Source organism: Pseudoalteromonas sp. ABE4_541, from assembly GCF_056312285.1.
This window is the reverse complement of sequence record NZ_JBSVEM010000002.1, coordinates 237,176-261,969: the sequence shown is the minus strand read 5'-3', so window position 1 is coordinate 261,969 and position 24,794 is coordinate 237,176. Positions and strand designations below refer to the sequence as shown.

Sequence of the window (24,794 nt, the reverse complement as noted above, 5' to 3'; positions counted from 1 at the left end):
TCTTAATTTTAAGTAAAGCGGCATTTTATGCTTTACTGAATTAGTCGTTTACTAACTAACGAGATTATCAATGAGCAAAGATATCCACGATTCCCGCATTTTGATCTTAGACTTTGGTTCGCAATATACGCAGTTGATCGCACGTCGTATCCGTGAGATTGGTGTGTATTGTGAGCTTTGGGCTTGGGACGTTACCGAAGAGCAGATCCGTGAATTCAACCCGCAGGGTATTATTCTTTCAGGTGGCCCAGAGTCTACGACTTTAGAGAATAGTCCAAGAGCGCCAGAATACGTGTTTAATGCCGGAGTACCAGTATTAGGCGTTTGTTACGGTATGCAAACCATGGCAATGCAGTTAGGTGGATTGGTACATAGCTCTGATAAAAAAGAATTTGGCTATGCGCGCGTTGAAAAAGTTGGCAACTGTAAGTTGTTCGACCAAATTCAAGACCATATTGAAGATGGTGCAGACTTCTTAGATGTATGGATGAGCCATGGTGATAAAGTGGTTGAAATTCCAGATACATTTGTCACAACAGCAAAAACAGACACTTGTCCACATGCTGCGATGTCTTGGGAAGAAAAACGTTTTTACGGTGTACAATTCCACCCTGAAGTAACACACACGCAGCAAGGTCAGCGTTTATTAGAGCGCTTTGTGATTGATATCTGTGGTTGTGAAAAGCTTTGGACACCAGCGCAAATCATCGAAGATGCGGTTGCTCGTATTAAAGAGCAAGTGGGTGATGATGAAGTTATCCTTGGTCTATCGGGCGGTGTTGATTCATCTGTGGTTGCAATGCTTATTAACCGTGCGATTGGTGACAAGCTAACTTGTGTATTTGTTGACAACGGCTTACTTCGATTAAACGAAGGCGAACAAGTCATGGAGATGTTTGGCGATAAATTTGGCCTAAATATCATCAAAGTCGATGCTGAAGAACGATTCTTGAAAGCACTTGAAGGCATTGATGAGCCGGAAGCAAAGCGTAAGTCTATTGGCCATACATTCATCGAAGTATTCGATGAAGAGGCTGGTAAGCTTAAAAATGCGAAGTGGTTAGCGCAAGGTACCATTTACCCAGACGTCATTGAGTCAGCGGCATCTGCGACGGGTAAAGCACACGTGATCAAGTCTCACCACAACGTGGGTGGTTTGCCAGAAGACATGGAAATGGGCCTAGTAGAACCATTACGTGAGCTATTCAAAGACGAAGTTCGCAAAATTGGCTTAGAGTTGGGCTTACCTTACGACATGCTATACCGTCACCCGTTCCCAGGTCCTGGTTTAGGTGTTCGTGTACTGGGTGAGATCAAAAAAGAATATTGTGATTTACTACGCCGTGCTGACGCTATCTTCATCGAAGAGTTGCACAAAGCGGATTTATACCACAAAGTATCGCAAGCATTTACCGTGTTCCTACCTGTACGCTCTGTAGGTGTTATGGGTGACGCGCGTAAATACGACTGGGTTGTTTCACTACGTTGTGTTGAAACAATTGATTTCATGACGGCACGTTGGTCACACCTACCTTACGAATTCTTAGGTCAGGTATCGAATCGTATCATTAACGAAATCGATGGTATTTCTCGCGTGGTGTATGATATTTCAGGTAAACCACCAGCGACCATTGAATGGGAATAACAGCAAGTAGCTGAAAATACATTTATACCAAGGGCGAATAGTTAAAAATTCGCCCTTTTGCTTATTTTAAAAGCAGTTGAACAGCTTTTTCATAATTTTGCTTTACCTTTGTAAAAACCTCTTTATAATGCGTCGACATTGCAGGGGCGTAGTTCCAATTGGTAGAACAGCGGTCTCCAAAACCGATGGTTGCGGGTTCGAGTCCTGCCGCCCCTGCCACTTTCTCTCCTTTGCTTTATATTCCATAAACCTTTATATTTCTTTTTAGATAACGCTCTGTAGATCAGGTTACTATGCATCCTTTGTATGCCGATATTCTCGATGTTACTTTATTAAAGCTCAACGCGCATTTTTGCACCTCTGATACTCATTGCGACGATAGTGCTGCAAATGAATTAATTGCACTGACTTTGAATGAACAGTTGTGGGCTGATATTCAACGTGCATCGGAGCAAAGATTGACGCAGGTCTTTCAGGCTAGTGAAATATCAGTTCATGATGGGGCACTTTTTCTTCCTTCTCAGAATTTAACAAGCCAGCAAAAACGCCAATTGTGGGAGTTACTTTGTGACTAACCATGAAATTTTCAGAAATAAATTGGCTGAGCTACCTCTGTCAGATTTAATGTTCGTTGAGAACGCTTGCCATTCATTTCCTTGGTCTCAAAGTACGATGCAGTCGTGCTTACAAGGACGTTACTTTAATGGTGCTGTGATCTCGCAAGGCCAATTATTAGGGTTTTATATTGGCGAGGTAGCGGGGCCTGATCATACCTTGATGGATATTTGTGTAGCGCCTCAATTTCAGCGCCAAGGGATCGCTAAAGCGTTACTCAGTGACTTCATAGAAGTGAGTGAAAAGGCTAATGCGGAAAACTTGTTTCTTGAAGTGAGGGCGTCAAATACAGGTGCGATTGCGCTTTATCATTGGGCGGGCTTTAGTGAAGTAGGGATTCGTAAGAATTACTACCCATCCGCTAATGGCAAAGAAGATGCAGTACTGATGGCTATGACTTTGGGCTTTGGTAACGAGGTTACGCAGGAGAAGTAGCGCTTTGCCTTTGAATGGTGTACTTAATGGCTTCAATAAGCGATAATATGGCGTATTGTCGTCTGTTACTGTCATTGCTGGTTAATGTTTGTTCCAAGAAGTCGGCTGCACTGTGAATGTTCATCAAACCAAAGCACCCTGCGCTCCCCTTTAGGCTATGCGCGAGTGCCCTCAAGGATTCCCAGTCATTTGTTTGATAGAAAGCCTCTAGCTCTTGCATATAGTCAGGTAATTTTTGTGTATAGTTTTGAGTGATTTGTTCGAACTTCTCGCTTTTGAGCAATGAATCCCACTTAGAATCACTGGCCGCTTGCAGTTGTAGGTGCTTTAGCAATACCTTGCCCAATTGCACTCTATCGATTGGTTTGCCCAGTGTGGCATCACAACCTGCCTTTAAATACACTTCTAAATCGTGCTTCATCACGTTCGCTGTAAGCGCGATAATTGGTCCGTCGTAGGCTGCGTGGCGCAGCATCTCAATGGCTTCCAGTCCACCCATTACTGGCATTTGCATATCCATTAAAATCAGCTGATAGTCATTGACGAGGGCTTTTTCAACAGCTTGCGCTCCATCACTGACCACATCTGGTGTGATCCCCCACGCCTGTAAAAGCAGACATATAAGCTCTTGATTATCTGGGTTATCTTCAGCTAGCAAAATTCTGGCATCAAACTGCATCTCGGCAAACCCTTGGGATATGCTTTTTTCTGGTACAGATGCGGATAGCTCGCTCATCATTGTCGGTTGCATGTCATGATAGTTACCAGCAATGGTCACTGTGAAGCTGCTACCCATACCTTGTTCGCTTTGTACCGTGACATCACCACCTAACAAAATAGCCAAGTTTTTGGCAATACATAAACCTAAACCTGTTCCACCAAAACGTCTTGTCGTCGTCGTATCAGCCTGCTCGAAAGGTTTGAATATTCGATTTATTGCTTCTCTAGACATGCCAATGCCAGTGTCTTCGATTTGAAATTTGAATTGTTGGTTGGAGGCCAAATACGCGACACGAATAGTAATGCCACCTTGCTCGGTAAATTTTACGGCGTTACTGCAGATATCAATTAAGATTTGCTTTAGTCTTGTTGTATCGCTGTATAGCATAACGGGTAGCGGAAAGAGGTAATCTAACGTAAACGACAAACCTTTTTTCTCGCTCATAGGTTGAATGATCTGTGCGATATCTTCAATGAGCGATTGCACATCGACCTCGTGCTGTTCAACCGCTAGTTTTTCCGCTTCGATTTTAGATAAATCCAAAATATTGTTGATTAGTTCGAGTAAATGTCTGGAATTGCGAAGCATGGTCTCAAGGTGACGTTGACTGAGCTCGCTACTACCTTGTTCCAGTAGTTGCTCTGTAAAACCGATAATTGCGGTCAGAGGCGTGCGAATTTCATGGCTCATATTGGCTAAAAACCGGCTTTTTAACTCATTCGCTTGTTCGGCTTGTGTATATGCCGCTTCCAACTCTTTATTGGTCCTCTCCAAGGCATGTGTGCGGTTAGATACCTTCTTTTCTAAATTATGTTTATAGTCTTCAAGTAGGTCACGGGCATCTCTGATCTGCGTGACCATTTCATTGAAATCTATAAATAATTTACCAATTTCATCTTTGTTTTGTGTGGGTAAGTATACCGATAAGTCTCCATCTCCGACTCGATGGCTTGCTTCTCCAAGTAACTCAATAGGCGTAATTAGAAACCTTTTTACGACAATGAGTATGAATAGAGGTAGCGCGAATATAGAGAGAAAAACGATTAAAAAAGTGAGATTTTTTATCGTTCTACCAGCTTCATTAAGGAGTTCTTTTGGGTAAGCTGAAAGATAGAAGTAATCGTCACTGAGTTGCACTGAGTAGCCAATGCGTTGTTGACTGTACAGCGTGGGTAAATCAAACGTGGCCAACTCTTCTTGGTCGGCGGCTTGCTCAATGGTATGCGTTTCTTGTTCTGTGAGGTTTTTGGTTTTGAGCTGAGGATCAGAACTGAATAAAACCTGCCCACTTCCTGTGACGAGCAGATTAAGTGTTTGCTCGTAGGGAGACTGTAAAATGCTGTAATTGATGATCGAAGGATCAACTTTAATAATGATATAGTGACTGGGTGTAGGTAGTTCAGGACTATATACCTCTTGTATGAAATATAAGTGCGTTGTGCTGTTGAATGCCGACTCCATAAAGTATAACTGGTGCAGGTTGCTTGATAAAACTTGCTCAAAAAATGGGTAAAAGCTGGGCGGTTGATTTAAATTACTTGCATAAAACGCCAGACTCCCCCCTAAGTGATCAACTAAATTAATATTTAAAATATCAGGGTACGCTTCCTCATAGCTTGCGAACACATCAAGCAGTGCGCTGAGCTTTTGAGTATTGTTAGCCTTGTCCCTTTGCGATAAAAAATCAAAAAGCACAGGAGAGCTGGATAAGAGCTTGGTTGTTGACTGATAAGTACTTATATAATTTAAAACTTTTTGCTGTTGTTGTGCTACGAAGCGGCTGACAGTTAGCTTGACTTGTTTTTCGGTTGAATTGCTTACACTGGTTTGCGTTAAGCCCCCTAAAAATAGCAGCGGCAATATCACCAAAGGTGAGATGTAAAGCAAAAGCTTTAAGCTTAACTTGCTTATTTTCATGGGCTGTATGATGTCCTTATGGCATGAAGTGATTGGTATTAAAACCTCATTTTAGTACAACCTATGTCAGTGTTCGAATATTCTCAAGTTACTTGTATCAACTCGTGTTTTTTAAAGTAATGCGCCTTAAAAGCTAAACGCTACAAACTTACTACATTTCTTTGCAGTAACTCACAGCTAAGTCATTTATTTTGGAATTATTGTCCTTTGTAAATAAACCACCAATTGAGTACAAGATAAGGAGATAGAGTGATGCACGGTCTAAAACACGTAACAAGAGCAGCATGTTTGCTTTTTTGTTTTACAGTGATGAGTTGTGAGGCGATGAGTGATGGCACTTTTCAAATGCGTTTGAATTTTGAAGTGGATCAACAAGTACGACGAGGCGTGTTGAGCTTACCTACGGCAAGTTCTCAATCGCTAAAAGCATGTGTTTTGTTTGTACATGGTGATGGAGACAGTAATAGTTATGCGGATGGTTATTATGAGCCGATTTGGGAGGAATTAGCGAGTAGGGGAATTGCGTCTTACTCGTGGGATAAACCGGGCGTTGATTTTTCTGAGGGAAATTGGCTACATCAGTCTATGGACGATCGGGCTTATGAAGTCCTGGCGGCATACGAGATGCTTACATCAAACTCTGAACTGAATTGCCCATCAGTGGGGGTTATCGGTTTTTCACAAGCAACTTGGGTGGTGCCAAAGGTGCTGGTTAAGGAGCATGATATTGACTTTGCGGTTTTTATATCTACTCCCATTAACTGGCTAGCGCAAAGTCAATACTTAACTGTGATTCGCTTACACAGTGAGGGTTACGACGAAGCATTCATTACAAGGCGCCTTGAGTTTGAAGCATTGCTGAATGAACAGATCATGGCAGGTATGAGTTATGACGACTTTTTGGTGTATGAGCAGAGCGTGGTACCAAAAGAGCATCGTTCGACGCCTGTAGGGCGGGATCGATATGGGTTTATTCAAAAAAATATTGGTTCTGACTCAACTGAGGATTTGTTAGATATCACTCAGCCAATTTTGCTTATGCTTGGGGAGCAAGATGTCAATATAGATGCGCAGCGTAGCTTGGAACAGTATAAAGAGATATTCAAATCTCGAGCATCGCAATTTAGTTATCGCATGTACCCCAATACAGAGCACTCAATGTTGAAAGCGGATGAGTTCTTACCAATACGTTCTCCCTATTGGTTTTGGCTAAAAATGGTGTTGATGGGTCGGGATGGATTTCATCCTGCATTCTTAAATGATTTGGGGGATTGGGTAGAGCAACAAGCAAACAAACAACCAAGATAGAATGCTATTCGCTATGGTTAGATACATTTTAACTAGCTTAAAGTGTTAACCGGCGAACAGGAACAGCAACCTGCAAAGGGAAACAAACTTTAACTTAAACAGGCGGCTTTTTTGCCCAGTGTAAAACAGGTATAATCGGCAAAATTTTAATTTGTTTGCGCGATTGAAGTCGCGACTACACAGGGCAAAAGCTGCTTACATGTCAAATATTGTCAATGAAATTCAAAAGCGACGCACGTTCGCGATTATCTCGCACCCGGATGCGGGTAAAACAACCATCACCGAAAAAGTATTGTTATTCGGAAAGGCGCTACAAAAAGCCGGTACCGTAAAAGGCCGTGGCTCTAACCAACACGCAAAATCAGACTGGATGGAAATGGAAAAAGAGCGTGGTATCTCGGTTACCACGTCTGTGATGCAGTTTCCATACAATGATGCACTGGTGAACCTACTTGATACGCCGGGGCACGAAGACTTCTCTGAAGATACTTATCGTACATTGACCGCTGTTGACTCGTGTTTGATGGTGATTGATGCAGCAAAAGGTGTAGAGGACCGTACCCGTAAATTGATGGAAGTAACACGTTTGCGTGATACGCCAATCGTGACGTTTATGAATAAATTAGACCGCGATATTCGCGATCCAATGGAATTACTAGACGAAGTTGAAACTGAGCTTAATATTGCTTGTGCACCTGTGTCATGGCCAATAGGCTGTGGTAAAGAGTTCAAAGGTGTGTATCACATTCACCGTGATGAAACGATTTTATACCAAACCGGTCAAGGTCACACCATTCAAGAAAAGCGCGTTGTTAAAGGCTTAGATAATCCAGAACTAGACGAAGCAGTAGGCGCTGAGCTTGCAGAGCAGCTGCGTGAAGAGCTGGAGCTAGTCATTGGTGCATCACATGAATTTGATCAAGAGTTGTTCTTAAAAGGTGAGTTAACGCCCGTGTTCTTCGGTACAGCGCTTGGTAACTTTGGTGTTGATCACATGCTTGATGGTTTAACAGAGTGGGCCCCTGCGCCAATGCCACGCCAAACAGAAGAGCGTGAAGTTAAAGCGGAGGAAGAGAACTTCTCAGGTTTTGTGTTTAAGATCCAAGCAAATATGGACCCTAAGCACCGTGACCGTATCGCGTTTATGCGTATTGTATCGGGCAAATATAGCCAAGGTATGAAGATGAACCATGTGCGCATTGGTAAGCAAGTGAGCATCTCAGATGCCGTGACCTTTATGGCAGGTGACCGTGAACGTGCGCAAGATGCATTTGCGGGTGACATCATCGGTTTACATAACCACGGCACAATCCAAATCGGTGATACCTTTACCCAAGGCGAAAAGTTGAAGTTCAGTGGTATTCCAAACTTCGCGCCAGAATTGTTCCGTCGTATTCGTCTAAAAGATCCACTTAAGCAAAAGCAATTGCTAAAAGGCCTAGTTCAGCTATCTGAAGAAGGGGCTGTACAGGTATTTAGACCACTTATTAACAACGACTTAATTGTAGGTGCTGTGGGTGTTCTACAGTTTGACGTGGTAGTCGCACGCTTAAAAGCAGAATATAACGTTGACGCCATTTATGAGAGCGTGAATGTCCAAACGGCGCGTTGGGTAAGCTGCTCTGACGAAAAGAAAATGGCTGAATTTAGACGCAAGTGTGAAGCGAACTTGGCTCTAGATGGCGGTGATAACTTAACCTACATCGCACCAAGCCGTGTCAACTTAAACTTGTCAATGGAGCGCTACCCAGATGTTGAGTTCCACCATACACGTGAACACTAAGCCGCAGGAAAAGGATAAAGTATGAACATTAAAACAATTCTTATTGAAAAAGCCAATGCGGCCATGTTGGCAGCTGGGATCCCAGAAGGTAGCAACCCGGCAGTAACGCAAAGCACGCGTCCACAGTTTGGTGATTACCAAATTAACGGTGCGATGGGCGCAGCAAAAGCACTTAAAACCAACCCAAGAGAGTTGGCGCAAAAAATCATTGATAACCTTGATGTAAGCGATATCGCTGCACAGACTGAAATTGCAGGCCCAGGTTTTATCAATATTCACTTAAAGCCTGAGTTTTTGTCGGCAAGCTTAGAGGCTGCAAATAAAGACACCAAGCTGGGAGTGTCTGAACATCAGCCAGCACAAAAGGTGGTTGTTGATTACTCATCACCAAACCTTGCTAAAGAAATGCACGTAGGGCACTTACGTTCAACCATTATTGGTGATTCTGTCGTGCGTGCTCTAGAGTTTCGTGGAGATACTGTTGTACGTCAAAACCACATGGGTGACTGGGGTACACAGTTTGGAATGTTGATAGCTCATCTTGAAGATTTGCTAAACCAAGGTGTTGACTTAGAAAACGTGGCGTTAGCTGATCTTGAAAGTTTTTACCGTGACGCGAAAAAACGTTTTGACGATGAAGAAGGCTTTGCGGATAAAGCACGTGATTATGTTGTTAAGCTGCAAAGTGGTGATGCGCACTGTAAAAAGCTGTGGCAAATGTTCATTGACACCTCAGTAAAACACTCTGAAGAAGTCTACGAAAAACTTAATGTGACGCTAACGCGTGACAATATCATGGCAGAGAGTGCGTATAATGATCGTTTAGTTGGTGTTATTGAATTACTTAAGTCAAAAGGTCTTGCCGTAGAAGACCAAGGTGCACAGGTTGTGTTCCTTGATGAACTAGCGAATAAAGACGGTGAACCCTCTGTATTTATCGTACAAAAATCAGGTGGTGGCTTTTTATATTCAACCACTGATTTAGCAGCCTGTGATTACCGCTCAAATGAGTTGGATGTTGATCGGATCTTAATTTTTGTAGATGCGCGTCAAGGGCTGCACTTTAATCAAGTTGAGATCACGGCGCGTAAAGCCGGTCTTTTAAAAGATAAAACCTCTTATGAGCCAAGCCTGTTTGGCACCATGATGGGTGACGATGGTAAGCCATTCAAAACTCGTACGGGTGGCACGGTTAAGCTGGCTGATTTACTTGAAGAAGCGGTGAGTCGCGCGACAGAAAAACTTGCTAACCGTGATTCAGGTTTATCTGATGAAGAGCGCGGTGAAATTGCTCGTAAAGTCGGTATTGGCGCGGTTAAATACGCTGATTTATCAAAACACCGTACGAGTGATTATATCTTCAACTGGGATAGCATGTTGAGCTTTGAAGGTGCGACGGCGCCTTACCTGCAATATGCATACACGCGTGTGCGCAGTATCTTCCGTAAAGCTGGCATCGACAGCACTACGTTAAATGCTACGGTGAGCATTGTTGAGCCACAAGAAAAAGCGTTGGCGCTTAAATTACTTCAGCTAGAAGAAGTACTTGACCTGATGATCAGTGAGGCAACGCCACACGTACTATGTGGTTACTTGTACGAATTGGCAAGCTTATACATGACATTCTATGAAGCATGTCCAATTCTTAAAGATGATGTGGCTGAAGATATACGCAATAGCCGTCTAGTACTGTGTAACCTGGTCGCTAATACCTTACGCACGGGCCTTGATCTATTAGGTATTGAAGTAATGGAACAAATGTAACCTTGCATTTTCCTAGTTACTGATAACGATATACGTGTTAATCTAAAAGCCGCATCAAACCTCGTTTATGCGGCTTTTTTGTAAGGAAAAATCATGCAGCTTGAAGATATTCGCCGAGAATATAGCAAAGGTGGTTTACGTCGTGAGATGTTGGCCGACAGTCCTATTGCCCAGTTTGAAACTTGGCTAAAACAAGCGGTCGACGCCAAGTTTACTGATCCCACCGCCATGGTTGTAGCAACGGTTGATGAACATGGCCAGCCGTCACAGCGTATTGTGCTATTAAAGCACTTAGATGAGCAAGGTTTTGTGTTTTTTACCAACACAGGCTCTCGAAAGGCACAGGAAATAAAAGGCAACGACAAGGTATGCTTGCACTTTCCTTGGCACGAAATAGAGCGTCAAGTGATTGTGTACGGCGAAGCTAAGCCATTATCAACAGCGGCAGTCGCAAAGTACTTTTTATCTCGCCCTGAAGAGAGCCAACTGGCGGCGTGGGCATCACAACAATCACGCCCAGTGTCATCGCGAAAAGCATTGATGGAAACATTTCATTCAATGAAAGCTAAATTTGCCAAAGGTAAAATACCACTGCCTGATTTTTGGGGCGGTTATTGTGTTGAGCCTACTAAAATTGAATTTTGGCAAGGCGGAGAGCATCGCTTGCATGACCGCTTTATGTACATAAAACAAAGCGATGGTTCATGGCTTGTGGATAGGCTAAACCCGTAAAGTTCGAGAATGCGCTTTGCGGCGCATTCCTAAATAGCAGGCCGTGCGTGTTATGCAATTTATCGATAGCCACTGTCATTTAGACTTTCCTGAGCTGCAAAGCACGCTCCAAGACCATATAGAACAAGCTCACAGGCTAGGGGTAACACACTTTGTTGTACCGGGCGTAACGCTACTCCAGTGCCAGCAGTTAGTCGCATTTGCTCAGTTATATCCGCAGTGTAAAATTGCCTTTGGTTTACATCCGTATTTTATTGCGCAACATGATGATGATTCGTTTGCTCAACTCAAAGCCTTAGCCATAAAACACCGAGATGGCCTAGTTGCGATTGGGGAATGTGGCATTGATGGAACATGTGACAATCTTGATTTTCAGCAACAGTTATTCATTCAGCATATACAACTGAGTAATAAACTGGAGCTGCCTTTGATTGTGCACCATCGACAAAGTCATCATTTAATTGCACAAGCGTTTAAGCAAATGCCACCGCGTTTTGGTGGAGTCATTCATGCCTTTTCAGGCTCATTTCAGCAGGCCCAGTATTATATCAAGCAGGGTTTCAAACTCGGTGTGGGTGGCACCATAAGTTACGAGCGCGCACGTAAAACTAAGCAAGTGTTCTCACAACTGCCATTAGAAAGCTTACTGTTAGAAACGGATGCGCCTTCAATGCCTTTAGCGGGTTATCAGGGTCAAGCAAATGTGCCTAAGCGGCTGGTGGAAGTATTTAAATATTTGAGTGAATTTCGCTCAGAAACTAAAGAGCAGATTGCAGCGCAGATTTATTCTTCTTCTCGTGCACTTTTTCGGATCTGACGTTTTACTTCCCAGCTTTTTAAAGCGCGACCTATTTGCCATGTAAACGCGCAAGTGATCAGTAGCATGAGTAACACCATACGGCCTAATTCGTGGAAATGGTAATGACTTTGGCTCATGGCTGATTGGGTAAGGTACACGGTGCTGACAAAACCCAAAGGTTCACCATTATCAATGATGGGCACAACGATGGCGTTTTTAAGCTGACTAACCCCTGGTACGTCATCGGGCAGACCATAAACAGATGTACTTTCTACAAAATTATCGCCCGCAATAAGTAAATGCCCAGCTTGATTGTATATCGCTACGCTCAGCATATGCTCGTCATGCTCGAGGTGATCACACAGCTCTTTTAACCGTCTCATGTCTTCATTTTGTATCGGCTTAATGGCGTTCAGCGCAAGTTGTGCAACTAGACTTCGTGCCCCCAAGTCGGCCTGCTTGTGTAATAGCTGATGTGATTGAAAACTGGTATTAAAGGCAAGCCAAGTTAAGGTAATAAAGCAGATGGCAGCCACAAACAATCGGATCAATCGACGACCTTGAGATGAACTTATTAAATCAATTGCTTGCGTATTTTTCATAAACCCTGCGTTGGTTGCTGACAGTGCCACTGATTGATGTTAAAAAGGGCGAGTTAGTTATCTAGGAGCTTTTGTATGCCAACCTCAAGTCTTGCGTTATTACCCGATCACGATTTGTCACATATCTTCACTCTAGCAAAATGGTATCAAATTGAAAATGGTGAATACCACTTGAGTAAAGGTGTACCGGATAAGCAGCTTGGGGTGTTTATTACTTTGTTTGGTGAAGCGCTCACTACGGCTAAATTACAGAATTTTCTTGATTACTTACATAGTTCTGAATTAAACGTTTCAGCTATTTGTTATTACCATCCACATCCTGCGTTGCCAGAAGCGATTGCACTATACGTTGATTATGGATTTGAAAACATCACTGAGCAGCTAAAAAAAGAGCTGAGAGAGGCTGCACACTCATTGGCATTGCAAACTGGCATTTTGGCGACACCGCCAACAACCTCGAAACCCGGTTTATTGGTGATGGATATGGATTCCACAGCAATAAAAATAGAATGTATCGATGAAATTGCGCGTTTAGCAAATGTTTATGATGAGGTAGCGTCCGTGACTGCACAAGCAATGGCGGGGCAATTGGCATTCAGCGAAAGTTTGCATCAGCGAGTGAGTAAACTTGAGGGCATTGAGCTTAGCCTTATTCAAGAGTTGAAAGAGAATTTACCTTTGATGGATGGAGTAAAAGCCTTATGCGCCCATTTAAAGCAACATGGCTGGCACTTATATATTGCATCAGGTGGTTTTACTTGGTTTGCCGAGGCTTTATTGAAGCCATTACAGCTAGATGGCTGTTTTGCTAATGAGCTTGAAATTGTCGATGAGCGCTTAACAGGAAAGGTGTTAGGCGAAGTGGTTGATGCACAAAAAAAAGCGGATATTTTGACAATGCTGATGCAACAGCATGGCTTGAGTAAGTCACAAACCGTGGCAATGGGGGATGGGGCGAACGATTTACTCATGATGGCGCAAGCGGGTATAGGGATTGCTGCACATGGTAAACCTAAGGTTGTTGCTCAGGCTGATGCTGCGATTTGCGAGGGGTCACTTCTACAGGTGCTTTATTTTTTGTCTATTCCAGTTTGAACGTGCAGCCAAAACCTAAATATTCATAAGTTTGGCATGGTGAGGTTAAAGATAAATTTAACCCACCATTAAACTGAATTAATCGACAATAGAAAAACGATACCTCTTTATTCGATACAATTTATTAGCACATAACCCTTGCTCTCGTGGGTATGTGTTTTGAGACAGAAACAACGCTCTAGAAAGCCCTTGGTTTTAAGTGCTGCCAAAGCTTGCTCACAGATATGGCATTGCTTGCCAGAGTGACCTCTGTCATCAACGCTTGTAACACCTCTTTTCTCACCTCATTACAGTTTGTTGAAATAGAGCGCTTTATGCCAACACCTAAATGTTAATTAAGTGAGGTTATTTGGTTTATTTTGTGTAAATTTTAGGCGATCGGTGTTAGATTCTTGGTTGTTGCATACTGTTTTTATTTCTCTTCAGACTAAAAGACAGTGCTGTAATTCATAGGGGTATTTCCCTTCTTCCGAATATAACAATCATGAATTTCAAGGAGTTGAGTATGATATTTTTACCGCGTTTATTCTTTATTATTATATTGATATACAGTCAGGTGACTTTGGCGCGCACCCAATTGATACAGAACGACTGTGAAACTGCATCAACATTGCTCGGCGCATTACACCTAAAAGCGCTGAGTAATGAAGTCCCTTTGAGTGCCGATCTCACACTGCGGTTTTTAGGTTTCGATGTAATTAAAAAGCAAGGTGAACCGTATTTAAGAGCCCGATTTGCTGCAAGTCAGCTCGAGTATGCATATTTTGATGTATACACAGAGGACAGCACATTGCACTGCGGAGTGCTGGTCCCCGAGTCTATCCACAGCGAAAGACAAGCATGGGCAGTCGATTTGCCCGTGAGCGAGGCGCTAAACCGTTTGCAAGATACACAAACGCTTGGTATTTGGGTGTTTAGTGAACGGCTTGTAGATGGTCAGCAGCATCAGTTTGTAACGGAGTTAAACTATGACAAAGCAGCACTGCTGGCGTTATTGCGTCACAATGACGAGACATCACTGCCGTATGCACTGAAAATGCAGCACCCTAGCGATCTGAATCATTATTCAAATCAAAAGGAAGTTGTGTACTGCCTCAATTCATGGGGGGGAGATTGTGATTATACGCATAGTGATCATCCTAATTACGACGGGCCGTGGCAAGAAATCGCACATTTGATTTTGCCGATTAAAGGTGAAGTTGTAGTGGAAGGCTACATTACTCGCTTGTTATTTAAAGAAGACATTGAACTGGAAGGGTTAAATATTGCTGCTACGGATTTTGGAATCTGGAACTATGCTAATCCTCTAAATGAATTAGGTGCACTTCGCGGTAACGCTAAAGCCTTTTTAGCGCCATTTTTTACGTTAACTTATCACAAAGAGCCAAACTCCGAGACGGTGAAAACAAAAATAGCATGGGATATTCCACTACAATATGGAGAGTTTTTACATCGCAGTAGTTATTTTCGAGATTATGAAACCTACTGGCTAATGAGCTTAGCCTACGAATATAGCTCGTCTGGCGGTCAATTAGATGGCAAACAACGTAGTTATGTGCAAAAAACAGAACAGACTCAAAAACAGATTAATTTTATTGCGATAAGTGGTTTAAATGAAGCGAAAAATGGCTCGTTTAAGCTGGCACCACTTAAAGTGACCTATCCATAAGTTATTTGCCTGCGAGGTTGGGTTTGCATTGGCTGAACCCAACTTCAAACACCACAGTGTGGGCTGAGCCGCTTAATGGCTCCATGTTATTCGCTGTGCCAGATACGCAATTATGACATTTTACTTGTTAGAATACCTTATCTGGTCAGACCTTTTGCATATTCCTTTGCAATTCGATATTTTTGTATAAAGTTTAGACTTTACGTGTGTGCATTGTACGACATTTATACGCAGATTTTTGACAGCTTTCCTTGATTTTGGTAACGTATTGCACAAATTTGGTATGACCAATTTACCTTTTGGTTTTAATAACACCGCAAATCACTGCAAGCAGCGATTGGCAGTACACTGAAATTCGGCGTTAGATCAATGTCTTTAAAGATAAAAGCAGCGAAGTTATCCGATGTTATTTTAGAGCAACTCGAGAATATGATCCTTGAGGGCTCGTTAATGCCGGGTGCCAAGTTACCTCCAGAGCGCGAGCTGGCGAAGCAATTTGAAGTCTCTCGGCCTTCATTGCGCGAAGCGATTCAAAAGCTTGAAGCAAAAGGCTTGGTAACACGTCGTCAAGGTGGTGGCACTTACGTAAAAAATCAGCTTGAAGAAGGACTTACTGATCCGTTATTTGATTTGATCAGTAAACACCCTGAATCGCAATTTGATTTACTTGAATTTCGTCATGCCCTTGAAGGCATTGCGGCTTATTATGCAGCACTGCGCGGTACCGACACCGATTTTGAAAAGGTACAGCAAAGCTTTGATAGCATCGCACAAGCGCAGGGGGATTTAGCCAAAACGGCGGCGGCAATTAATGCTTTTCATTTTGCTGTGGCTGAAGCCTCGCATAATGTGGTGTTATTGCATTTAGTCAGAGGCATGCAGTCGCTGCTTGAGCAAAATGTGCTGCAAAACTTAACCGTATTGGTGCAAAAGTCAGATGTGAGTGAACAGCTGGCTGAGCATCGTAAAGTGCTTTTGGAGGCCGTGATAAATGGCAACCCAGAGCAAGCAAGATTAGCAAGTAATGCGCACTTAGCGTTTATCGAAGAAGCATTACTGGAAGCGGGTAAAGAACGTTCACGAATTGAACGTAGCTTACGCCGAACAAAGCAGCAGTAAGCGTGCTGGTTACATTAAAACTGAATAATAAATTCGTATTTTAAACATAAGGAAAATTCCATATGTCTGAAGTCAATAAATTTGACGTAGACGCGTTAGAAACCCAAGAGTGGTTACAAGCGCTTGAGTCGGTAGTGAAAGAAGAAGGTGTAGAGCGCGCGCAATTCTTGCTAGAGCAAGTACTTGAGCAAGCACGCTTAGACGGCGTTGATATGCCAACTGGTATCACGACTAACTATGTGAATACTATTCCAGCGGATCAAGAACCAGCTTACCCTGGTGATGTAAACATTGAGCGTCGTATTCGTTCAATCGTGCGTTGGAATGCCATCATGATCGTATTACGTGCGTCAAAGAAAGATTTAGAACTTGGCGGACATATGGCGTCTTACCAGTCGTCAGCAGCGTTCTACGAAATGTGTTTTAATCACTTCTTCCGCGCATCTAATGAGGTGGACGGTGGTGACTTAGTTTATTATCAAGGTCACATTTCACCGGGTATTTATGCCCGTGCTTTCTTAGAAGGTCGTTTAACTGAGCAGCAGCTTGATAACTTCCGTCAAGAAGTGGATGGCAACGGTATTTCTTCATACCCACACCCGAAATTAATGCCTGAATTCTGGCAGTTCCCAACAGTATCTATGGGCTTAGGTCCAATCGCGTCTATCTATCAAGCACGTTTCTTAAAGTACCTAGACGGCCGAGGCTTAAAAGACACTAAGAATCAGCGCGTTTATGCATTCCTAGGCGACGGTGAGATGGATGAGCCAGAATCACGTGGCGCGATTTCGTTTGCTGCCCGTGAGAAGTTAGATAACTTATGTTACCTAATTAACTGTAACCTACAGCGCCTAGACGGCCCAGTAATGGGTAACGGCAAGATCATTCAAGAGCTTGAAGGTCTATTTAAAGGGGCTGGCTGGAACGTGATCAAAGTTGTATGGGGCTCTGGTTGGGACAAACTGCTTGCTAAAGACACCACAGGTAAATTACTACAGTTGATGAATGAAACCATCGACGGTGACTACCAAACTTACAAAGCAAAAGATGGCGCCTACGTGCGCGAGCACTTCTTCGGTCGTTACCCTGAAACAGCGGCATTGGTTGCTGATATGACCGACGAAGAGATCTTCGCGCTGAAGCGTGGTGGTCATGAACCTTCTAAGTTGTTTGCTGCATTTAAAGCAGCACAAGAAACCAAAGATCGTCCAACTGTGATCCTAGCTAAAACTGTAAAAGGTTACGGCATGGGTGAAGCGGCTGAAGGTAAAAACATCGCACACCAAGTTAAGAAAATGGATATGACGCACGTTGAACACTTACGTTCACGTTTAGGTCTACAAGACTTGGTATCTGACGAAGAGTTGGTGAATCTACCTTACTTGAAGCTTGAAGAAGGTTCAAAAGAGTACGAATACTTACACGCTCGTCGTAAAGCACTACACGGTTATACGCCACAGCGTTTACCTAACTTTACTCAAGCATTGACGTTACCAGAAGTTGATGCGTTTGCGCCTCTACTACAAGAGCAAAAACGTGATATCTCAACAACAATGGCGTTTGTACGTGCATTGAACGTGTTACTTAAAGACAAGAATATTGGTCAAAACATCGTGCCAATTATTGCCGACGAAGCACGTACCTTTGGTATGGAAGGTTTATTCCGTCAAATCGGTATTTATAACCCACATGGCCAAAACTACACGCCTCAAGACCGTGACATCGTTTCTTACTACAAAGAAGCAACTTCTGGTCAGGTACTACAAGAAGGTATCAACGAGTTAGGTGCAATGTCATCATGGGTTGCAGCAGCAACATCATACAGCACTAACGATTTACCGATGATCCCGTTCTACATCTACTATTCAATGTTTGGTTTCCAACGTGTTGGCGACATGGCGTGGATGGCGGGTGACCAACAGGCACGTGGTTTCTTACTGGGTGCAACGGCTGGTCGTACAACGCTAAATGGTGAAGGCTTGCAACACGAAGATGGTCACTCACACATTCAAGCGGGTACTGTGCCTAACTGTATTTCTTACGACCCAACATTTGGTTATGAAGTTGCAGTGATCATGCAAGACGGTATTCGTCGTATGTACGGACCAGACCAAGAAAACGTGTTCTACTACCTAACGTTGATGAATGAAAACTATCATCAACCAGCAATGCCAGAAGGCGCTGAAGAAGGTATTCGCAAGGGTATCTACAAGCTTGAAAGCAACGCGGGCGACAAAGCACACGTTCAGCTACTAGGCTCAGGTACTATCTTAAATGAAGTACGCAAAGCAGGTGTTATTTTAAGTGAAGAATACGGTGTTGCTTCGGATGTGTTCTCAGTAACTTCATTCAACGAGTTAACGCGTGACGGTCAAGACGCTGAGCGTTTTAACATGCTTAACCCTGACGCAGAAGCAAAAGTACCTTACATAGCATCGGTACTTGGTGAGACACCTGCGATTGCAGCAACGGACTACATGAAAAATTACGCCGAGCAAGTACGTGCATTTATGCCAAGCGCATCATATAAGGTATTAGGTACTGACGGTTATGGTCGTTCAGACAGCCGTGAAAACCTGCGTCGTCACTTTGAAGTAAATGCGGGCTATGTCGTTGTAGCTGCATTAACGGAGCTTGTGAAGCAAGGCAAACTAGACAAGTCAGTTGTTGTTGAAGCTATCAAGAAATTTGATATCGATACAACCAAAACTAACCCACTTTACGCATAAAGGGCCGAACGAATGACTATCGAAATTCATGTTCCAGATATTGGTGCTGATGAGGTTGAAGTAACTGAGATCCTAGTAAATGTTGGGGATTCAGTAAGCGAAGAGCAATCGCTGATTACTGTTGAAGGCGATAAAGCATCAATGGAAGTACCTGCTGCACAAGCGGGTACAGTTAAAGAAATTAAAATCAAAGAAGGTGACTCGGTTTCAACGGGCTCTCTTATCATGACTTTTGAAGCAAGTTCTGGCGCGCAAGAAGCGCCAGCAGCTGAAGAAGCTACGCAGTCTGCGCCAGTCGCATCGGGTGCGAGCGAGCTCAAAGAAGTACACGTACCAGACATTGGCGGTGATGAAGTTGAAGTCACTGAAATCATGGTATCAGTGGGCGATACGGTTGAGGCTGACCAATCAATCTTAAACGTTGAAGGGGATAAGGCTTCAATGGAAGTACCTGCGCCATTTGCAGGTACGGTTAAAGAGATCAAAATAGAAGTGGGCGGTAAAGTGTCTACGGGTTCTTTGGTATTCGTATTTGAAACGGGTGCATCTGAAGCTCCAGTAACTTCTGAAGCAGCGCCTGCGCCAGTAGCACCAGCTGCAGCTGAATTAAAAGAAGTACACGTACCTGACATCGGCGGTGATGAAGTTGAAGTCACCGAAGTGATGGTTGCAGTAGGTGATGTAGTCGCCGCTGATCAATCAATCCTGAACGTTGAAGGTGACAAAGCGGCAATGGAAGTACCAGCGCCATTTGCAGGCACCGTCAAAGAAGTGAAGGTGGAAGTAGGTGGTAAAGTATCAACTGGTTCATTGGTGTTTGTATTTGAAGTGGCGGGCAGTGCGCCAGTAGCCGCTTCTAGCCCTGCGGCGGCTCCAGCATCTGCACCAGCAGCAAGCCCTGCGCCAGCGGCTAAAGCAGCTACACCAGCGACTTCTAGCGTTAAAGAAGACTTTGAAGCAAACTCATCTTACGCGCATGCATCACCTGTTGTTCGTCGTTTAGCTCGCGAGTTTGGTGTAAACCTTGCGCGTGTTAAAGGCACAGGCCGTAAAGGTCGAGTGATCAAAGAAGACGTACAGAACTACGTTAAAGAGCTCGTGAAGCAAGTTGAATCTGGCAAAGCTGCTGGTTCTAACACGGGTGGCGGTGAGCTTGGTCTTATTCCTTGGCCGAAAGTTGACTTCAGCAAGTTTGGTGAAGTGGAAGAGAAGAAGTTATCTCGCATCCAAAAACTATCAGGTGCTAACTTACACCGTAACTGGGTACAGATCCCACACGTTACCCAGTTTGATGAAGCAGACATCACAGGCTTAGAAGCATTCCGTAAAGAACAGAATGTCTTGGCTGAGAAGAAGAAAATGGGCGTGAAGATCACGCCATTAGTATTCGTGATGAAAGCTGCGGCGAAAGCACTGGAAGACTTCCCAACGTTTAACTCTTCATTGTCTGAAGACGGCGAAAGCTTGATCTTGAAGAAGTACGTACACATTGGTATTGCGGTTGACACGCCAAACGGTTTGGTTGTGCCAGTGGTACGTGACGTGAACAAGAAAGGCATTATTGAACTGTCGCGCGAGTTAATGGAAATTTCTGCTAAGGCACGTGAAGGCAAGCTAACTTCATCTGACATGCAAGGTGGCTGTTTCACTATCTCAAGCCTAGGTGGCATTGGCGGTACGGCGTTTACGCCAATCGTGAATGCGCCAGAAGTGGCTATCTTAGGTGTATCTAAGTCTGAGATGAAACCGAAGTGGAATGGTAAAGAGTTTGAGCCGCGCTTAATGGTGCCGCTAAGCTGCTCGTACGACCACCGAGTCATTGATGGTGCGTTAGCAGCGAAGTTTACTGTGACGCTTGCAAGCTACTTGAGCGATATTCGCCAGTTAGTGATGTAATTTGTTGTCCCGCCTACTATTTAGGCGGGACATCTTTTTGTGCGGATGATACACTTTCGCACACTTAAAAAACTCTCTCTGCCATGTACCACAGTTTTGTATGCGGCAGGCATTTTTGGGTGCGGATACTCAAAAGAGTACAGTCCCGTTCGAATAATAGTTAAGGTAATAACATGAGCAACGAAATCAAAACTCAAGTTGTTGTACTAGGCGGTGGTCCTGGTGGTTACTCAGCAGCATTCCGTGCTGCAGATTTAGGTTTAGAAGTTACACTTATTGAGTCTCGCAATACCCTAGGTGGTGTTTGCTTGAACGTAGGTTGTATCCCTTCAAAAGCACTTTTACACGTTGCTAAAGTAATTGATGATGCATCTGAAATGGCATCACACGGCGTGACTTTTGGTGCACCGCAAATTGACCTAGACAAAATTCGCTCTTGGAAAGAGTCTGTAATTGGTCAGCTAACAGGCGGCCTAGACGGCATGGCGAAAATGCGTAAAGTTAAAGTAGTCAATGGCTACGGTAAATTTACAGGCGCTAACACCATTGCTGTTGAAGGTGAGTCAGGCACGACGACCGTTACTTTCGATAACGCTATTATTGCTGCGGGTTCTCAACCAGTTAACTTACCTTTCATCCCAGAAGATGAGCGCGTAATTGATTCAACTGGCGCACTAGAGCTTAAAGACGTACCAGAAAAACTACTTGTACTAGGTGGTGGTATCATCGGTCTAGAGATGGGTACTGTTTACCGTGCACTAGGTTCACAAATTGACGTAGTAGAGTTTGCTGATCAACTAGTACCAGCGGCTGACAAAGACGTTATCAAAATTTACCAACGCTACGTAAAAGACAAGTTCAACGTAATGCTTTCAACCAAAGTTGTGGCTGTTGAAGCGAAAGATGACGGCCTATACGTGACATTTGAAGGTAAGAATGCACCTGCAGAGCCAGTACGTTACGACAAAGTATTAGTTGCTGTTGGCCGTACGCCTAACGGTAAGCTACTTGACGCTGAAAAAGCGGGAGTTAACGTTGATGAGCGTGGCTTTATCAGCACTGACAAGCAAATGAAGACTAACGTAAACCACATCTATGCGATCGGTGATATCGTTGGTCAACCAATGCTTGCGCACAAAGCGGTACATGAAGCACACGTTGCTGCTGAAGTTATCTCTGGTAAGAAACACTTCTTCGATCCTAAGTGTATTCCTTCAATCGCGTACACAGATCCAGAAATTGCATGGGTTGGTGTAACTGAGAAAGAAGCGAAAGAGCAAGGCCTTAAGGTTGAAACTGCGGTATTCCCGTGGGCAGCATCTGGCCGTGCTATAGCTTCTGCACGTACTGAAGGTCAAACAAAGCTTATCTTTGATAAAGATTCAGGTCGTGTTATCGGTGGTGCGATGGTTGGTATCAACGCCGGTGAAATGCTAGGTGAGATTGGCCTAGCTGTTGAAATGGGCGCAGACGGTGAAGATTTAGCACTGACTATTCACGCTCACCCAACTCTGAATGAGTCAATTGGTCTGGCTGCTGAAATCTTTGAAGGTTCAATTACAGACTTACCAAACAAAAAAGCAGTGAAGAAAAAGTAATTCATTACTTTGACTGGTACTAAAAAACCCAGCTTAAGCTGGGTTTTTGTTTAATAGTTTCTGACTTCGTCAGGATGACTTAATGACGTGCGATTAGTGGAACCGCTCGTCATTCTGAACTTGTTTCAGGATCTATTAAACTTGATTAACTAGGGCTTAAAATACGTAGTGATATGAGATACCAATATGGTTACCACTAATGCTTGGTACGCCTTGCACGTTTGCTGACTCGTTCACATTGAACCCCCAAACTTTACCGACGCTTACTTTGTCCGCATCGTATGAAATTTTAACGAAACGCGCTTCAAGCCAGCCGTTGTGGTTTTCAAACTGGTAACCGAGTGATGCAACTACACCCGCTGTGTTATCAAATGATATAGTGCTGTCGGTGTTGTTCATATCCATTTCTAACTCAGTATTTAAGTGATACGTGATACCCACGCCCACTTTAAATGAGTCGTTTAACTTGTAGTAAGGGATAACATCTAGAGCCCAACGCGAGAAAGTAATGTCGGCGTTGTTGGTGTTATCAGAATCGAAATGATAGCCTAGGTTTGATTGTAAAGACCATTTGCCATTGAATTGGTAGTTTAAACCCGCACCTAAGTTAATCGCACCACCAGCGCGAATATCTTGATCAGAGCGACCTTCGTATTGTATTTCTACCAGTTTATCGCCGCCATGCGTAAAACCAGCGTACACAGAAAAGTGAAGTGGGTTGAAAGTTTCTTGGTTTGTTGCTGTTTCAGTTGCGAAAGCTTGTGTGTTTGCAAGGACTGCTGCTGCGAAAGCGAGTTTTTTAAGTTCCATTATGTACTTCTTCCAAATAGTAAGGGAGGGCGTATTTTAATGGGAACGAAGGGAAAGGCAATAAAACAGCCTCTTGCTAGGAGGCTGTTTTGTAAACGAGGGTAACTAGCCTCGAAGCTTTTTATACTTGTTCTGTTCAGGCATATTTTTGACGATAAAACACAAACTCAATACCAACAAAAACAGCAGTGTATTCGCGGGGGCTTGCAGGTTAAAATCAACGGTATTGTGTTGAAGCATATGCAATATCGCCATACAGCAGCCAAAAGCCACACCTTTAAGTAACTTGCTGTTGCGCTTTTGCATGGTGCGAATGCTTAACCACAAGCAATACAGCACCCAGACTCCCAAAAGTAGCGTAACGGGCACGCCGAACTCAACCATAAACTGAATATACTCATTATGAGCATGGTCATAATAGGCTGAATATACATTGGGCTGTATTTGTGGAAAGGCGGTATAAAAAGTGCCTGCACCTGTGCCGGTTAACCAATTTTGCTGAATAAGTGGAATGCTATCTATGACTACTTCATCGCGGGTTTCTGAGGCAAAGCTGGTGTCTTCAATACGTTGTTGTAGTTTCTCCAAGCCAAAAATAGAGCCCACAATCACCATATCTAGCACGAAGATACTGATCAGCAGCGGCTTTAACATAGTTGGTGGTCGCTTATAAATAAATAAGGCCAATACACCCGTGATCATAAGCGCGGTAAAAAATCCGGCATTACCCATACGAGAGCGGCTTAATATCAGGCCAATTATCATAATGATAATGGCCAAACGCAGTAACATCTTTGAGCTAAGCAAGGTTTGCATGGCATCGCTGACAAAGGTTTTGAATTTAAAACGTTGTTTTGAGGTTTTTAGCTCAGAGACCAACCAACCGATGGCTAGCGACAAACTAATGGCTAAAAAGTTGGCAAAGTGATTTTGGTATACAAAGGAGCCTCTGGCTCGATTGCCTTCAGGGTAGCCAAATATGGGTGAATGACTGAAATTAAGCAGGTTCAGCACCGAACCATAAAAGGCTTGTAAGCATGCCGATAATACAACGGCAAACAGCATTATTTTGAGCGCTCTTTGGCCCGTACAGTATTGGGTTACAAGCCAAACAAACCCAGTGTACATCAGCGTTTTGACCAGCATGGTTTGTGTCATATAGGGATCGATTGAACCTATTCGAAATACAGAACTAAAATCGGTGGCGTTTTTTAATGCGATAAGCTCATTGGCAGTGTAAGGGTTGAGTAACTGGAGTAACTGAAAGGCAGCTAACGCTAACAGTGGACCGAGCAATCCCCATTGCCATTTATAGCGCACCAGTGTTTTTTTTCTCCAAACACAGAATAAGCAGTGTGCGAGTACGAGCAAGCTAACCCAAAATACAAATATCGACCATGCCCAAATGCGATTGCTTGCTAAGGGAACGGGTACCAGCACAACAATGGCGGCTAACATAAAAAGTATGGTGGATGAAAAACGCAGTGAAGTCATTGTATTCTCGTAACTTAGGCGGTAAGAAATAACAATTAGATGTAATAGGTATAATTTAGGCGC

The 24,794-nt window shown here is 43.5% G+C and carries 18 protein-coding genes and 1 tRNA gene; 15 read left to right on the top strand and 4 right to left on the bottom strand.

Annotated features, from left to right (window positions below):
- The first annotated feature begins 70 nt into the window (after positions 1–70).
- The 4 genes from guaA to rimI all read left to right on the top strand — a co-directional run bounded on the left by guaA (position 71) and on the right by rimI (position 2,695).
- The gene (gene guaA / locus ACW689_RS03800) at positions 71–1,645 is read left to right on the top strand and encodes a glutamine-hydrolyzing GMP synthase (RefSeq protein ID WP_476288566.1); all 1,575 of its coding nucleotides are present in this window, start codon (positions 71–73) and stop codon (positions 1,643–1,645) included.
- Positions 1,646–1,787: 142 nt separating this feature from the next.
- Positions 1,788–1,864, top strand: a tRNA-Trp gene (locus tag ACW689_RS03795).
- A 74-nt stretch (positions 1,865–1,938) separates the two neighbouring features.
- Positions 1,939–2,220 carry a hypothetical protein gene (locus ACW689_RS03790; protein ID WP_476288565.1) on the top strand — a complete coding sequence of 94 codons (282 nt, stop codon included), beginning with the start codon at positions 1,939–1,941 and terminating at the stop codon, positions 2,218–2,220.
- 49 nt (positions 2,221–2,269) lie between these two features.
- Positions 2,270–2,695, top strand: coding sequence for a ribosomal protein S18-alanine N-acetyltransferase (rimI, locus tag ACW689_RS03785; protein ID WP_476288607.1), 426 nt, complete (start codon positions 2,270–2,272; stop codon positions 2,693–2,695).
- Here rimI and ACW689_RS03780 read toward each other — a convergent pair.
- Positions 2,679–5,333 (bottom strand): ATP-binding protein, encoded by a 2,655-nt coding sequence (locus ACW689_RS03780; protein WP_476288564.1) that lies wholly within the window; start codon positions 5,331–5,333, stop codon positions 2,679–2,681. The genes rimI and ACW689_RS03780 overlap by 17 nt on opposite strands.
- 252 nt (positions 5,334–5,585) lie before the next feature.
- Between ACW689_RS03780 and ACW689_RS03775 the strand changes: the two genes are divergently transcribed.
- The 5 genes from ACW689_RS03775 to ACW689_RS03755 all read left to right on the top strand — a co-directional run bounded on the left by ACW689_RS03775 (position 5,586) and on the right by ACW689_RS03755 (position 11,737).
- On the top strand, positions 5,586–6,641 hold the full coding sequence (locus tag ACW689_RS03775) for an alpha/beta hydrolase family protein (RefSeq protein WP_476288606.1): 1,056 nt from the start codon (positions 5,586–5,588) through the stop codon (positions 6,639–6,641).
- Between the two features lie 199 nt (positions 6,642–6,840).
- Positions 6,841–8,424, top strand: a complete 1,584-nt coding sequence (gene prfC, locus ACW689_RS03770) for a peptide chain release factor 3 (RefSeq protein ID WP_476288563.1) — start codon at positions 6,841–6,843, stop codon at positions 8,422–8,424.
- 21 nt (positions 8,425–8,445) lie between these two features.
- On the top strand, positions 8,446–10,188 hold the full coding sequence (gene argS, locus ACW689_RS03765) for an arginine--tRNA ligase (protein ID WP_476288562.1): 1,743 nt from the start codon (positions 8,446–8,448) through the stop codon (positions 10,186–10,188).
- Positions 10,189–10,278: 90 nt separating this feature from the next.
- The gene (pdxH, locus tag ACW689_RS03760; RefSeq protein WP_476288605.1) at positions 10,279–10,920 is read left to right on the top strand and encodes a pyridoxamine 5'-phosphate oxidase; all 642 of its coding nucleotides are present in this window, start codon (positions 10,279–10,281) and stop codon (positions 10,918–10,920) included.
- 52 nt (positions 10,921–10,972) lie between these two features.
- The gene (locus ACW689_RS03755; protein WP_476288561.1) at positions 10,973–11,737 is read left to right on the top strand and encodes a TatD family hydrolase; all 765 of its coding nucleotides are present in this window, start codon (positions 10,973–10,975) and stop codon (positions 11,735–11,737) included.
- Here ACW689_RS03755 and ACW689_RS03750 read toward each other — a convergent pair.
- The gene (locus tag ACW689_RS03750) at positions 11,704–12,321 is read right to left on the bottom strand and encodes an AhpA/YtjB family protein (RefSeq protein WP_476288560.1); all 618 of its coding nucleotides are present in this window, start codon (positions 12,319–12,321) and stop codon (positions 11,704–11,706) included. The two genes, ACW689_RS03755 and ACW689_RS03750, sit on opposite strands and share 34 nt — an antisense overlap.
- Positions 12,322–12,396: 75 nt before the next feature.
- Here ACW689_RS03750 and serB point away from each other — a divergent pair, with 75 nt between their 5' ends.
- The 6 genes from serB to lpdA all read left to right on the top strand — a co-directional run bounded on the left by serB (position 12,397) and on the right by lpdA (position 22,427).
- Complete coding sequence (serB, locus tag ACW689_RS03745) at positions 12,397–13,416, top strand: phosphoserine phosphatase SerB (RefSeq protein ID WP_476288559.1); 1,020 nt, start codon at positions 12,397–12,399, stop codon at positions 13,414–13,416.
- Positions 13,417–13,921: 505 nt separating this feature from the next.
- Positions 13,922–15,085, top strand: coding sequence for a hypothetical protein (locus ACW689_RS03740; protein ID WP_476288558.1), 1,164 nt, complete (start codon positions 13,922–13,924; stop codon positions 15,083–15,085).
- A 369-nt stretch (positions 15,086–15,454) separates the two neighbouring features.
- On the top strand, positions 15,455–16,204 hold the full coding sequence (pdhR, locus tag ACW689_RS03735) for a pyruvate dehydrogenase complex transcriptional repressor PdhR (protein ID WP_476288557.1): 750 nt from the start codon (positions 15,455–15,457) through the stop codon (positions 16,202–16,204).
- A 62-nt stretch (positions 16,205–16,266) separates the two neighbouring features.
- Positions 16,267–18,933, top strand: a complete 2,667-nt coding sequence (gene aceE, locus ACW689_RS03730) for a pyruvate dehydrogenase (acetyl-transferring), homodimeric type (protein WP_476288556.1) — start codon at positions 16,267–16,269, stop codon at positions 18,931–18,933.
- Positions 18,934–18,945: 12 nt separating this feature from the next.
- On the top strand, positions 18,946–20,829 hold the full coding sequence (gene aceF / locus ACW689_RS03725) for a pyruvate dehydrogenase complex dihydrolipoyllysine-residue acetyltransferase (protein ID WP_476288555.1): 1,884 nt from the start codon (positions 18,946–18,948) through the stop codon (positions 20,827–20,829).
- A gap of 173 nt (positions 20,830–21,002) precedes the next feature.
- Positions 21,003–22,427 carry a dihydrolipoyl dehydrogenase gene (gene lpdA, locus ACW689_RS03720; RefSeq protein WP_476288554.1) on the top strand — a complete coding sequence of 475 codons (1,425 nt, stop codon included), beginning with the start codon at positions 21,003–21,005 and terminating at the stop codon, positions 22,425–22,427.
- 156 nt (positions 22,428–22,583) lie between these two features.
- Here lpdA and ACW689_RS03715 read toward each other — a convergent pair whose 3' ends face one another.
- Positions 22,584–23,237 (bottom strand): transporter, encoded by a 654-nt coding sequence (locus ACW689_RS03715; protein WP_476288553.1) that lies wholly within the window; start codon positions 23,235–23,237, stop codon positions 22,584–22,586.
- A 105-nt stretch (positions 23,238–23,342) separates the two neighbouring features.
- Positions 23,343–24,731 carry an O-antigen ligase family protein gene (locus tag ACW689_RS03710; RefSeq protein ID WP_476288552.1) on the bottom strand — a complete coding sequence of 463 codons (1,389 nt, stop codon included), beginning with the start codon at positions 24,729–24,731 and terminating at the stop codon, positions 23,343–23,345.
- Positions 24,732–24,794: the final 63 nt, after the last annotated feature.